This window comes from Microcoleus sp. LAD1_D3, from assembly GCF_036702135.1.
Lineage (GTDB): Bacteria > Cyanobacteriota > Cyanobacteriia > Cyanobacteriales > Microcoleaceae > Microcoleus.
Genome location: NZ_JAUBSB010000008.1, coordinates 41,715 through 54,861, shown reverse-complemented (window position 1 = coordinate 54,861; position 13,147 = coordinate 41,715). Strand labels below are relative to the sequence as shown.

General features: G+C 45.4%; 15 protein-coding genes. 6 read left to right on the top strand and 9 right to left on the bottom strand.

What is annotated here, in order from left to right; translation table 11 throughout:
• Positions 1-5: 5 nt before the first annotated feature.
• From QUA74_RS06855 to QUA74_RS06845, 3 genes are all read left to right on the top strand, one after another.
• Positions 6-239, top strand: a complete 234-nt coding sequence (locus QUA74_RS06855; RefSeq protein WP_333326381.1) for a hypothetical protein — start codon at positions 6-8, stop codon at positions 237-239.
• Between the two features lie 298 nt (positions 240-537).
• Positions 538-864 (top strand): cache domain-containing protein, encoded by a 327-nt coding sequence (locus tag QUA74_RS06850; protein ID WP_333326379.1) that lies wholly within the window; start codon positions 538-540, stop codon positions 862-864.
• Between the two features lie 120 nt (positions 865-984).
• On the top strand, positions 985-1,143 hold the full coding sequence (locus tag QUA74_RS06845) for a hypothetical protein (protein WP_333326377.1): 159 nt from the start codon (positions 985-987) through the stop codon (positions 1,141-1,143).
• Positions 1,144-1,413: 270 nt separating this feature from the next.
• Here the strand turns inward: QUA74_RS06845 and QUA74_RS06840 are convergent, their stop codons facing one another.
• Positions 1,414-2,517 carry a site-2 protease family protein gene (locus QUA74_RS06840; RefSeq protein ID WP_333326375.1) on the bottom strand — a complete coding sequence of 368 codons (1,104 nt, stop codon included), beginning with the start codon at positions 2,515-2,517 and terminating at the stop codon, positions 1,414-1,416.
• A 380-nt stretch (positions 2,518-2,897) separates the two neighbouring features.
• On the opposite strand from QUA74_RS06840, the gene QUA74_RS06835 reads away from it, so the two are divergent.
• Positions 2,898-3,974: a DUF3616 domain-containing protein gene (locus tag QUA74_RS06835; RefSeq protein WP_333326373.1), complete on the top strand. Its 1,077-nt coding sequence runs from the start codon at positions 2,898-2,900 to the stop codon at positions 3,972-3,974.
• A gap of 140 nt (positions 3,975-4,114) precedes the next feature.
• Here the strand turns inward: QUA74_RS06835 and QUA74_RS06830 are convergent, their stop codons facing one another.
• Both QUA74_RS06830 and QUA74_RS06825 read right to left on the bottom strand, forming a co-directional pair.
• On the bottom strand, positions 4,115-5,752 hold the full coding sequence (locus QUA74_RS06830; protein WP_333326371.1) for an AAA family ATPase: 1,638 nt from the start codon (positions 5,750-5,752) through the stop codon (positions 4,115-4,117).
• A 188-nt stretch (positions 5,753-5,940) separates the two neighbouring features.
• Positions 5,941-6,225 carry a DUF2470 domain-containing protein gene (locus tag QUA74_RS06825; protein ID WP_333136317.1) on the bottom strand — a complete coding sequence of 95 codons (285 nt, stop codon included), beginning with the start codon at positions 6,223-6,225 and terminating at the stop codon, positions 5,941-5,943.
• Positions 6,226-6,351: 126 nt separating this feature from the next.
• Between QUA74_RS06825 and QUA74_RS06820 the strand changes: the two genes are divergently transcribed.
• Positions 6,352-6,678: a type II toxin-antitoxin system HigB family toxin gene (locus QUA74_RS06820; protein ID WP_333326368.1), complete on the top strand. Its 327-nt coding sequence runs from the start codon at positions 6,352-6,354 to the stop codon at positions 6,676-6,678.
• A 37-nt stretch (positions 6,679-6,715) separates the two neighbouring features.
• Complete coding sequence (locus QUA74_RS06815; RefSeq protein ID WP_333326367.1) at positions 6,716-7,132, top strand: transcriptional regulator; 417 nt, start codon at positions 6,716-6,718, stop codon at positions 7,130-7,132.
• A 95-nt stretch (positions 7,133-7,227) separates the two neighbouring features.
• Here the strand turns inward: QUA74_RS06815 and QUA74_RS06810 are convergent, their stop codons facing one another.
• The 6 genes from QUA74_RS06810 to QUA74_RS06785 all read right to left on the bottom strand — a co-directional run bounded on the left by QUA74_RS06810 (position 7,228) and on the right by QUA74_RS06785 (position 13,147).
• Positions 7,228-8,589, bottom strand: a complete 1,362-nt coding sequence (locus tag QUA74_RS06810) for a WD40 repeat domain-containing protein (RefSeq protein WP_333326365.1) — start codon at positions 8,587-8,589, stop codon at positions 7,228-7,230.
• A gap of 102 nt (positions 8,590-8,691) precedes the next feature.
• On the bottom strand, positions 8,692-9,270 hold the full coding sequence (locus tag QUA74_RS06805; RefSeq protein WP_333326363.1) for a ferric reductase-like transmembrane domain-containing protein: 579 nt from the start codon (positions 9,268-9,270) through the stop codon (positions 8,692-8,694).
• Positions 9,271-9,543: 273 nt separating this feature from the next.
• On the bottom strand, positions 9,544-11,235 hold the full coding sequence (locus QUA74_RS06800) for an SPFH domain-containing protein (RefSeq protein WP_333326361.1): 1,692 nt from the start codon (positions 11,233-11,235) through the stop codon (positions 9,544-9,546).
• Entirely contained in the window at positions 11,205-11,690 is a 486-nt protein-coding gene (locus QUA74_RS06795) for a hypothetical protein (RefSeq protein ID WP_333326360.1), read from the bottom strand. The genes QUA74_RS06800 and QUA74_RS06795 overlap by 31 nt, the downstream gene beginning before the upstream one ends.
• Before the next feature lie 154 nt (positions 11,691-11,844).
• Positions 11,845-12,477 carry a response regulator gene (locus tag QUA74_RS06790; protein WP_445302126.1) on the bottom strand — a complete coding sequence of 211 codons (633 nt, stop codon included), beginning with the start codon at positions 12,475-12,477 and terminating at the stop codon, positions 11,845-11,847.
• 85 nt (positions 12,478-12,562) lie between these two features.
• Positions 12,563-13,147 carry a sensor histidine kinase gene (locus QUA74_RS06785; protein ID WP_333326358.1) on the bottom strand — a complete coding sequence of 195 codons (585 nt, stop codon included), beginning with the start codon at positions 13,145-13,147 and terminating at the stop codon, positions 12,563-12,565.

The window sequence follows — 13,147 nt, the reverse complement described above, 5'->3', positions numbered from 1 at the left end:
AGCCTATGCCGTTGCCGGGATTCGCGAACAAAACTTCTCAACACCAAACAAAAATCCTCCTGCGTCGCCTTCTAGTGGCTTCTTTTGTGCTGCAAATCGTCGTGGCAGTCGGGATTGTCGGGTATGTGTGCTTTCGCAACGGAGAAAGAGTAGTGGAAGAGTTCGCCCAGAAATTGATCGCAAAGACGGGTAAGAGAGTTGAAGAAAAGCTAACTACTGTTGTTGAAAATACCCACTGAGTAAATCAACTTAACGCCGAAGCGATCGACCGTGCTGAATTAAACTTACAGTTAGAAAGGCCCCAGCCTCGGGGAGAAAAGTTCCTTTGGTAGCAAATGCGATCTTTTCAAAGCATTCAGTGGATATCCTTCGGTACAGGAAAATCAGGAGAATATCTCGGCAGTTGACGCAACCACATCGACAACAGCTTGCCAATTGTCGCAGCTAACAAGTCTACCAACTCTCACAACATATACTAAGCTACAGACAGCCTAGGCACTCGCACCGCTAAATTAAAGGCAGAACCGGCAACCTACGATGCCGCCCTCCGCCCCTGGTACAAAGAAGCTGTCGCAGCGAACCAACAAAGCGATTTGGACGAGTATTTATCCTGGTTTTGCTCCTGGGACTGTTTTTATTGCTGCCAGCCAACCGATTCGCGATCGAAATGGTAAAGTGCTCGGAGTTAGTGCAGTAGACTTTTCGCTCTTGGGTCTTCAGCAATATCTCGATCGCATCAAGCTTAGCAAAACGAAACAAATTTTCGCGATCGAACGATCGGGCTTGCTGGTGGCCAGTGCGAGTCAAGAATCACCCTTTAGAAAGATGCCGGGAAAGCAGCAACGGCAGTGGCTGAATGTTTGAGACAGCCCAACTCCTGTCATTCGCACCGCAGCTAAATATTTATACGAACACTTCGGGGGCTTTGGCGACATTAAGCAGCGACAACAACTGAAATTTAGCCGAGACTGGGAGGAATATTTTGTGGAAGTGCTGGCGTTTTCTGATGTTTACGGTTTGAAGTGGCTGAGGGCGATCGCAGTTCCCAAATCCGATTGCTTGGGGGAAATTAACAGAAATACCAGACTACAATTTTACTTGGTTTGGTGGCGCTGCTGCGACCATAGTCGTGAGATGGCGTAACGTCCTCGCTCAGATGCTCAATACATTATGATAATTATAATTATCATGCTTGATTTGCAGCTAATAATTTAGTGTTTCACTTGGCTTTTCTCCAGCTACAGTTAACCCCCCCGATCGCCCTTTTGGTAAGGGGAAATCGAGGGGGTTAACTATTATACGATTTTCGACTGAAGAATGGGGAATGACTGAGAACTACCAGAGTTTGAAGCACGGCGCTACAGTTGCGTTTTTTGGGGGAAACTGGTGTTATTTGTCAAGTATCTGAGGATATTAAGCAGGGTTCGCTTCGGCTCGTCTTTGCAACAAGCGGGCAATTTCAGCTTTTTCTACAAGTCCGACAAGGACACCATTTTCGCGAATGACGGGTAGTTCTTGTACTTTGAGTTGTTCTAGGAGGGTGACGACTTCGAGGAGGGATAATTCTGGTTTGACGGTGGTGGAAAACTCGATCGGCTTCAGGAGTTCTTTCACTAAAACTTCGGGCCAGTGTCCAGTAGGAATGGTTTTGAGGTCGTCAAGGTCGATCGCCCCTACCAATTGTCCGGCATCATCTGTTGCCAGGAACCTGCGCCAGGTTTGAGTGCTACCGATCACGTAATTGTTGGCAAATTCTCTGAGGGACAACTCTTGGGAGACGATCGGACTTTCGGCGGTCACAGCATCTGCGGCTGTCAGGCCTGCCAGTTGATTTTGGACTGTGGCATATTGGGCAGATTGACCGGCATTTTGCAGTAAGAACCAACCGATTACTAGATTCCAAATATTGCCGAATATGCCTGTAGCAATGGCAATCCAACCAATTATTTGACCGACGCGGCTAGCAAAAATTACACCTTTGTAAGGGTTGCCAGTAATTTTCCAGACGATCGCTTTGAGGATGTTGCCGCCGTCCAGGGGCAAACCGGGAATTAAGTTAAATAAGGCTAGAACTAAGTTGATGGAAGCTAAAAGTCCGACGATGGCCGCTGCGGGGCCTGTGAGACCAGCACCGATGCCGATCGCTGTTAACAAACCGGATAACAATAAGCTGACCAACGGGCCTGCAATGGCTACCCAAAATGCTTCGGCTGGGGTTTTGGATTCTCTTTCTAAATTAGCCAGTCCGCCAAACAGAAATAGCGAAATCGATTTCACGCCAATTCCCTGTTTGATGGCTACCCAACTGTGTCCTAATTCGTGGGCTAAGACGGAAGCAAATAACAGTAACGCTGTGAATAATCCCAGCATCCAGGGCGCTACAGGGCCCAATGTGGGAAACAGGGCAGCTAATGCGCCGCCGTACTGCCAGGTTACTAAACCCAGAACTAAAAACCAAGATGCGTTGACAAAGAAGGGAATCCCAAACAGGTTGCCGACGCGAAATGTACCGTTCATAATGGCTACCTCTAATTTTACGAATGAGAGGTTTTTCTCTCTGTCTCCTTATCGTAACGAAACGTAACGGCGATGTTAATGCTTCAATTAGGGTGTTATCCGTCTGTGGAGGTTCGGTTTGCGGAATAATCAACGCCGACTGCGGTTTGGCCCGCTAGGGGTTAAAAATCCTTATCTCAAACCGGAAGTCCTCGCTATCAGGCTTGAGGAGGATATCTGTTTTAGTTTTCTGTTTTAATTTTCAGCCGGTTTTAACCGAATGCAAGCTTTGAGACGGAGAATTAATTGCCGGCGGACTATTACACCTGTAGCAAGAGCTCAGTTTCAACCCACTTTAGCTATAATGACTTACCTTAAGAATAGTTTTAGTGCTAAGAATTATGCCAGAATCCTTTTTGCTCGGTCGGCTGCTGCTGCAATTCAACAGCGAAGCCGCTGATATTATTACAGACTTATCCGCTGTTGCTTTAACTCCCGATGGCAATTTGTGGGTGGGTTCCGATGAAACGACTTCGCTCGAGCGTTTGTCGCCTGTCGCGCCTCATATTTTTGGAGAACATCAAAGATTTGCGATCGCAGATTTTATCGATCTACCTGGAAAATCCGAAATCGATATCGAAGGAATGGATTTCAACAGCGATTATCTTTGGTTGGTCGGTTCTCACAGCACAAAACGCAAGAAAACTAAAGGTAAAGACGCAGACAAAGACATTGAAAGATTAGCACAAATCGAGACTGAGGTCAACCGCTATTTGCTGGCGCGTATTCCTATGAAAGACGGGATTTTGTGCGAGTCAATTTCCCCTTCAAACAATCCCGAAAGCGAACAGAAAGCGGGATGTCTTCAGCGGACAGAAACAGGCAATTTGCTGACAGACGCGCTCAAAGATGACAGCCACCTCGGCTTGTATTTATCTGTGCCGATTCCGAGTAAAGAAAATGGCTTTGATATTGAAGGGTTGGCGGTGCGGGGTGATCGCATTTTGCTCGGTTTGCGGGGGCCGGTGCTGCGGGGTTGGGCGATAATTTTAGAAATAGAAGTTGAAGAGGCAGAACCGGGAGTTTTAAGGCTTAAGGAAATTGGGGAAGGAGGGAAATTGTACAACAAACATTTTGTTGATTTGAACGGTTTGGGGGTGCGAGAATTGTGCTGGAACGGGGAAGATTTGATTGTTTTAGCCGGGCCGACGATGACTTTATCGGGGGCGACGAGGGTTTTTCGGTTGAAGGAAATTTTAGGGCGATCGGGCGACAGTATTACTGAACAAGATGGGGGAGATTTGGAGGTATTGTTTGACTTGCCTTTTAAGGTTGGTACGGACAATGCTGAGGGATTGAGCCTGTTTCCATATTTGGGGGAGGAGAATTCGCTGTTAGTGGTTTACGATTCGCCGGATGCGGGGAGAATGGTGGAAGAAAATGCTATTCTTGCTGATGTTTTTAAATTAGGTTCGTAGTAGTATGGTGCGTCATAACGGGAGATATTTGGGATAATTAATCACCCATGAACTGACGCACCCGGCGATTAGGAAGGTGCGTCAGATGTAATTTTTCCGAGAATTAATTAGACATGAACTGACGCACCCTACAAGTGGGGTTAATTGTCGATCGCATCCCTTCGCCGCTGGCTGTAGCGTTTCAATTCATCAATTAAGTGAGTATCGTTAGAAGCTGTTCTCGCACCCGCTTCCGCCGCCCAACGCTTCAAATCTTCAATTTGCGATCGCGCGATCGCAGCTAAAGGTACTGTATCCTCGATCGACCTCAAAATATCCTCCGTCATCAAATCCCGCCGCTGTCCGTTGACAAAAGTGCCAAAAGCCCGATATAACCCATCTATTACGACTTGCTCGATTTCTGCACCGCTAAAATTCTCAGCGCGTTTGGCCAAAACCGCCAAATCAAACTCGCGCAATCTAGTTGGCCGCAAACGCTGCAAATGCACTTTAAAAATATCTTGCCGTTCCGATTCTGAGGGCAAATTTAAAAAGAAAATTTCATCAAACCTGCCTTTTCTGAGCAACTCTGCAGGCAAAATCCTGACGTTATTTGCAGTTGCGACAATAAACACCGGACTGGTTTTTTCCTGCATCCAAGTAATCAAACTGCCGAATACCCGGCGCGAAGTTCCCGAATCGCCGTCGCTGCCGCTGATAATGTTGCCGAAGGCTTTATCTATTTCATCGATCCACAAAACGCAAGGTGCGATCGCCTCTGCTAATTGTATCATTTGCCTGACCCGACTTTCGCTCTCCCCGACCACGCCGCCAAACAATCTCCCAGTATCCAATCGCAACAGTGGCAAACGCCATTCTGAGGCTATTGTTTTCGCAGATAAAGATTTGCCCGTTCCTTGAATTCCTACTAACAAAACTCCTTTCGGATTCGGTATGCCGTAGCGACGCGCTTCGTCAGTAAAAGCATCTTGCCGCATTTTTACCCACTGTTTCAAATTCTCCAATCCGCCCACACTTTTTAGGGATTCTCTGGAGTTAAAAAACTCCAAAATTCCAGTTTGGCGAATTGCTTGCTGTTTTTCCTCCAAAACTCCGTCAATATCGGACTCGTTAATTTGCTGTTTGGCGGCCAAAGCTTTAGCCAAAACCCGCCCGATTCGAGCCCGGCTCAAACCTTGACAAGCTTTAACCAACTGTTCCCTTGCTAAACCGCTAACTTGCAACTGTTGCGGCTTTTCCACAACGTGGGAAATTAAACTGTCGATTTCTTGCACGTTGGGCAAAGGAAAATCAATTACTGTGACTTCTTCTTTCAATTCCTCCGGCAATTCCAGCGTGTGAGAAGTAAGAACTATAGTTTTTTTGCTGCGCTTCAATTCCCGCGTTAAGTTCCGCAATTCTCGCACTACCGCCGCGCTTTTTTCGCTGTATGGATATTTCAAAATAGGGTGCAAATCCCGCAGTACAAATATGGTATATTCTTCAACAGCAGTTTTGCTGACGCGATCGAGCGCCGCCATTACCGAACCTTTCCCAGAACCGTTATCCTCCCAGCCCCGCACGAGATCCCAGAACAACACCCGGCGCGCGGGAGTTACTTGCAGCGCTACTTGGGCAATTACGGCTTCGACCGGTTCCTCCTCCGCGCCGACAATGTACAGCAGCGAATAGCGGGCGCGAATCATCAAATCTAGTCGCTTTACCAGTGCCTCGAAATGGTTGTTTTTACTGCCATTGACGACATCTAATGCTTGGGAGTTGGGGTAATTTTCTGTCATTTTAGGGGATATTTTAGAGGTAAATTCAACTTTATTAAATATTTTGTTCGCAGTCAGGATTTTAGTCTTTAAAATGATTTCACCCAACTAAAGGTTTGTAGTAAGGATGTTAGTCCTTAACAACTATTTAAGCGGACTAAATTCCGTACTGCAAACGTTAAAATTATAACAGCCTAGTAGGCAGTTGACTACTTAGCAACTTTTCGAGCTTGTTTCACCATTTCAATGAGAGTGTGGTGAGCATCTTCGGCGTCTTTTAAAGTGCGATCGAAATTTACTCTGACGGGCACTGTTTCGTCGTTGACTTTAGCGGTTAAATCCATGCCGTTGGCATCAATAGCGAGCATTTGAGCTTCTGTTGCCTGCGGTTGGTCGCCAAATGCTTGAGCATATAGCACGACAGCACTAGCGTGGTCTTCGTTCATGTGAGTGCAGATGCGATCGCTAATCTCAGTAGAAAACGGTTCTGACATGGGGAGATTCCTCAGATGCAATATCGATCGATTGTACTGCAAATCGGAGTAGACAAAATACTTCGCAATTTGCTAATATGAAATTCAAATGATTTTAGCGAAAGTCCAATCGATGCGTAAATTTGTTTGTTATCGAGGAACTGTACGCACGTTATCTCTCAATCAGCACTCAGGAAATTCTGGGAAAAGTATCCTGATGCCGAAACAAGTCTGCGCTCTTGGTACAAACTAGCAACTACAGCAGAGTGGTCAAATTTAGCTGAAGTGAAAGCAGTTTTTTCCTCAGCCGATAGAGTTGGCAACTTTACTGTCTTTAACATCAGAGGTAATAACTACAGACTGATTACCTTCATAGATTATGAATATCGACCTAAAAAGGTTTTTATTCGAGCTGTACTTACCCATGAAGAATATGATGAAGAGCGATGGAAAAAAGACCCGTGGTATCAATAATAGATAATGTTCTACTTTCTTAATATTGCATAGTCACATGAAAAACTCTAGCGCTTATATCGAACTACTCAAAACATTTCCGCCGCGACCCATAACTGCTGAGGAGGAGTTAATGGCAACTCAAGAAGCGATCGACTCTTTGTTGGATAAAGGCGAACTAACTCCCGACGAACGCGACTACCTCAACGTACTGGGAACCCTTGTTTATGAGTACGAGCAAACTTTAGAACCCATACCTGACATTTACGGAGTAGAACTGTTAAAGGCTTTAATAGAAGAATTTGAACTCAGACAAAAAGACCTAGTTCCTATTTTTAAAACCGAGTCTATTGTCTCTGATATCCTCCGTGAAAAGCGCCAACTTACAACCGAACACATACAAAAACTTGCAGAGTTTTTCTGCGTCTCACCAGCTGTTTTCTTTCCGCTGCATCCAGTTCAAAAAACTGCTTGAAATTCAAGCGAGCGTTTGGGGCGGCCTGGTTTTAATAAAAATTTGGGTAATGCTATGAAAAATTTCTGTTGCATAGCTTTTCATAATTAATATTATTACCTCCACCCATCCCACGGACTAACCTCAATCACCCCAGAGGGTTTGAACACTACCTTATATTGAGAAAAATGCTGATTTTTACCAGCCTTACAAAAGGAAGAAAGAGGAACTTCTTGAAGAAAATTACCCGCTGCTTGGTTCAGAGGCTGACAATCTATAATTCCCCCTTCTTCATCCACGGCAACCCGATAAACTAATGAAGTGCTGAAGGTAGGAGTCGAGCGCCAACTCTTGTCAATTTGGTCGTAAACTTTCCGGTTCAACTGTGCAATTTCACCGGGGGAGATAATTTCAGAAGGTGCTGCCTCTACCTCTGGTGCTGGAGAGTTAACCTGAGTCGCAATCGGGACAGATACAGGCCAAAGCTTAATAGTTTCATCTCCGCTACCGCTGGCTAAAACACTATCTTGAGAGCTAAAAGCAACTGACCAAACTGGCTTAGAATGCTCCGCAAAATTTGTCATCAGTTCGCCTGTTTTCAAGTTCCACAGCTTGATACTTTTGTCGTAGCTGCCACTAGCTAAACCCTGTCCATCCTGGCTAAAAGCAACTGACTGCACCGGGCCGGAATGCCCTGTTAATGTATGCAGAACTTTGCCATTTGTAAACTGCCACAGCTTAACAGTTTTATCCGCACTGCCACTCGCTAAAGTTTTGCCGTCAGGACTGAATGCAACTGAGTTCGCCGGCCCGGAATGCCCAGTCAGGGTGTAATTGCCGCCATCATCAAGCCACCAAATCTTGATAGTTCCATCCTCGCTGCCGGTTGCTAAAATTTTACTGTTCGGGCTAAAAGCGACAGATTGAATCCAGTCTGTATCTGGAAGTGTGCGGAGTAGTTTGCCATCGGAAAAATTCCACAATTTTACAGTTTTGTCGGTACTGCCAGAAGCGAGTAACCTTCCATCAGGACTGATACTTATTGCCTTGACATCATCCGCATGACCTTTCAAGGTATTGATGAGTATGCCAGTTTTGAGATTCCACAATTTAATCCGGTTATCCCAACTCCCGCTAGCCAGAAGATTGCCGTCAGGACTAATGGCGAGGGATTCAATTGCATCGGTATGTGCTTTTAAGGTGTAAAGTAATTTGCCGGTTTGCAAGTTCCAGATGTTGATAATGCCGCCATAACAGCCGCTGGCTAAAGTTTTGCCGTCTGGAGTGAGTGCGATCGCATAAATCCACCCAGAATTATCTTTAAAACTGCTAGAATATTGAGTAAACAGCCCTGATTTAAACTGCGATACAGTTGTTTCCAATTCCGCAAAATACCGATACAAGCCGATGCCCGCCGCAGTTACAACTGCTGTTAAGGTCAAGGCTAAGGTTTTCCATTTAACTGCTTTTGATATCATAAACATGACCTCCAAAACTCAGTTTAGGTAAAATAAATTTCCAGATTTCAATTCCACAAAATTATCGCGGAGGTGTCGGCTGGATTCTCACTTTGAGAAATGCTATCCAACACTTTTATTTAGCACTGTTACTTTGTCGGCGGTTGGCTTATGTTTTTGTGGTCTAGATTGGCGCTGAATCCAGGTGCGGCAGAGGAATAAAACTATTATGGCGGTTATAGCTGCAATTCCAACAGGGGTTAAATATGTCCAGTGATCGGCCATTTTATCCCAGATATGCCAGGTTACTAAAAACATAGCAAGGTAAGTGAGACGCTGCAATTTTTTCCAATTTTTCTTAAGTCTTTTCACGCTCCAATCGTTAGAGGTGATAGCCAAAAGAGTAAAAATAATGAATGTTGCTACTCCCTGGAAGTAAACAAAATAAGTTTGGATATCAAAGATATCAAAATTTCTTTGTTTGAAAAAGATGAATCCGTGAAATACCGCTAAAAAGAAAGAGAGGAGACCTATGAGGCGGCGATATTTCAGCAGCCACTGGGGAAAGCCAGTTTTTCTTGTGAGAGGGAAAACAATTATCAAATTTGTGGGAAGCAGTGTGAGAATATAGGCTGTTAAGGCAGCGAATCCCAGGAGACTCGCTTGAGAAAATGTATCTAAATTCACCGTTGAAAATTGCATAACTTACTCTCACTGCTAAGTAGCTAAACTCCAATTGAAGCTAGGCTAGCCTTTTGAAATTGCAATGTCAATTAAGTTTTAAGCTTATAACACTTATTCGCAAAAATAGCTGGTTAAAAGTTGAGTTTTTACCTATAAAAAAAGGTCAGCATTAGCTGACCTTGGGTTGAGGAGGTTACCTGAACTTTTGGCTAGGTATTGCGCCCAACTACAAACGGGTAATACCCCCTTTCAATAACAGAGGACGGAAGTTCTCGCTCCAAACTGCACAGCCTAACTAAAAGAGCCAGGGTCAAATGGCAATTTATCAAATCGCGAATCACTATCCGTCTCAGAATTAGCAACAGGGCAATTAGCGCCAGATGCCGGCGGCTTTGCTGAATGCACCTTGGCTACCAGTAACTTGGCGGCCGGTTCCGATTTCTGTAGGTTAACTACAGGTAACTCCCCGCCATTTTCTCCATTTTTGCTCGTTTGATTCCACATCATCATTCCCAGCAAACCATCAACTAAACCGCCGCCGCTACCGTTGCCTGTTACCGCAACATCCGGCACAACTCGCACGTTGCGATCGCCTATAATTTGCATTAACTGCAAAGCCGTATAACCTGAACCACCCAAAGCCACAACACCCGCGCGATAAGCTTCAGCTTGAGCATTTCCTTTCACCCGAATCGACTCAGCTTCGCCTTGAGCTTGTTTGACCTGAGAATTGGCTTTCAACTCAGAAATCTTAACACCTTGCTCAGATTTCACCATCTCTTGCTGAATCTCAGCCAAAGCAGTTTCCCGCACCAATTGTTGCCGCTGAGTTTGTGCTAATTGCTGCACCTCATAAGTCTTGCACTGTTCCTCAGCAATTTTGCGATCGGTTTGAGTTTGCATCAACTCTCCCGGCGGCAAAATATCCCCGATTAAAGTATCAATTGCCGGCACGTCGTAGGTACGCAAAGCTGCTTTGATATACTCGGCGGCTTCCGCTTGCCTGCCACTTCTTGCCGATAGAAAATCTAATACAGAATAAGCTTGAGCAGAATTGCGGAAATAATTCCCAATAGTCGGCTGCAAAACGTGGTCTACTAAATTCTGCATCGAACCGACGCGGGAAATCACTTTTGGAGCATCCAAAGCGCCGACGTGAATAATCTGAGCTACTTCTAAATCAAAGGCAAAACCGTCTTGAGAACGCACGGTTAAAGACGAAAGTTTAGAATCGTAACTGTGCCTTTCTGTTTTACCCGACCAATTCAATACTATATTAGTAGTCGGCACTAACTCTACTTTCAAAATGGGAGTATTCAGAGGATGTTTGCCCGGATAAAGAGGAGTCACCCACACCCCTTTATTGCCCACATTTACTAAATTTCCGTGAGTGAAAGCAGCACCGCTCACATCTTCCGAGGTTTTTCCGACATAGGAAATAACCGCGCCGACATAGCCGATCGGGATTTCGGTCATCGCCACTTGGTCAACCCCGACAAACCAAGGATTTAAGTTCCACGAACCGGAAAGCAAAACCTGTTCCTGTAAACCGCGCCGCCCGCCGGCGGCGATAAATTTTTGCGCGTTTTGGAAGTTGTCGTGATTCGGGATAATCGGGCCGGCAATTTCGCCATCTTGAATTGGAACGCCGTCAAAAGTTGTGACAATTCCCACTTTATCTGGGGCAATTCTGTACAGCTTTAATTGTTCGGCTGTCATCCCGTGTTTGGCAGCATTAGCCGCTGTAATTACTGTAAATAATGCTGTATTAATTCGATAGCTACCGCCAGTCAAGATGCCGCGTTGTCTACCTTTTTCGCCGCCGCCTTTGAGGAATTGGCGAGCATCTTGAAAGTTGTCACAGTCTGTGATTTGGCCGAGGATGCGCTGTGGGGGAATTGACTGACCACCTGCTGCAATAATTAAACCAATTTCACCTTGGGGAACTACAGTCAGAGACTCTTTGCGAACGTTGTACTGCAAAGGCCAATAACCCCAGTGCCAACCGGGGGGAAAGTATCAGCTTGATATCCAGCTTCTCCGTTTAAGGCAATTAAATCTCCGGGCGGTAAAGACTTGCCGCCGAAGCTAAACTTTTTACTGACAATGCCAACTTCGCGATCGCCAATTACCACCAATCCGCCCAAAAATAGTGGCAGCACCAGAATAATGATCATACCGCCGATCGCGATCGGGATAAATCCGCCCGGATCGAGCTGCATTGTCTGCACGGGAACAGTGCTCCGCAACTGCCCTAACTGCAAGCTAGAATCAGGTTTTGCGACTAACTGAGTCGAGGTTTGATTTGCGGGGGGGATATTGCTAGTGGCTAATACCGGCGAGGGTTTCAAACTGGTTGTTGCACTAAGAGCTAAAGACGCCGAAACAGTGGCTGCTAAATGTTTTAAAACCCGGACTTTGACTTGAGACTTGGACAAAAATTAATAAAGCATTTTTTTGATCTGGGCTAATTTGTCCTATGAGCTCCAGCTTAGCCTTACTAAAAAGTTTTTAGATAAAACTTAAGGTCTTATTTATCATTATTTGTCGTCATAATAGTCCTATTTATTAGTAAAAATACAGATAATTAAACTACAGGCTGACAATCCCCCGTTTTAATGCGGAAATCGCGGCCTGCGTGCGATCGCTAACTCCCAATTTGCCCAAAATATTGTTGATGTGAAACTTGACGGTGCTTTCGCTGATGTGCAAAACTTCACTAATCTCGCTGTTGCTTTTACCAGCGACGATCAGGCGGATGACTTCTAATTCGCGATCGCTCAATTCAGGGCCACTCAGGCGATCGGCTAACTTAACACCCACTGCCAGCGGAATGTACTTTTTACCCTCAAAAACCGCCCGAATTGCTGCTAAAAGCTCCTCTGGTTCCGCATCCTTAAGCAGATAGCCCTTTGCACCAGCTTGCAATCCGCGATAGATGTTTTCATCGCCGTCATAAGTCGTCAGCACGACAATCCGCGCGCTGGGAAACTCCGCACAAATCGCAGCAATGGCGGCGACTCCATCCATCACCGGCATCCGCCAATCCATAAGCGTTACATCGGGCTGATATTCGCGGAACATGGTCACAGCCTCTTCGCCGTTGCTTGCTTGCGCCACAACATTAACATCTGATTCTTGATTCAGCAGCGCCACTAAACCTTGCCGCACAATATAATGATCGTCGGCAATTAAAACGCGAATAATATTTGATTGATTAATCATGTTTACCCTGTTAATTTTATCAAAAAAAACTGAATATCTCACTACAAACTTACTATGTAGGGTGCGAAATGTGCACCTTACTTTACTAGCGATTAACTGAAACTATAACTTCTGTGCCGTTTCCGGGGCGGCTGTTTACAGTTAGCTGCGCGTTAATGCGATCGGCGCGTTCTCTCATTCCCAATAAACCAAAGCCATTCCTAAAACAGATACTTTCCGTATCAAATCCCTGTCCGTTGTCTTTCACCCGCAAAATAAACTTGGATGTTTCGTAAACCAACTCAATTTTGATCGCCGTAGCTTTGGCATATTTGAAAGTATTTGTTAATGCTTCCTGCCCGATCCGCAACAGATTATTTTCTACCTCTAATGGTAGGGAATATGCCGTGCCAACCACTTCAACAATAGTACGATTATCAGTATCTGATGACATTTGTTGAGCAATTTGTTTTAGAGCGCTATACAAGTCGCCATCTTCTAACACTTGCGGGCGCAAAGATTCTACGGAGCGCCGTGCTTCAGCAAGTCCAGAGCGAGCCAATTCGCAGACTGTTTTCATGTGTCCTTGTGCTTGTTCTGGATTTGCTGCTATTACCCGTTCTGCGGCGCCCAAATGTATGATTATGCCTGCAAAAGTTTGCGCTAAAGTGTCGTGAATTTCCCGCGCCAT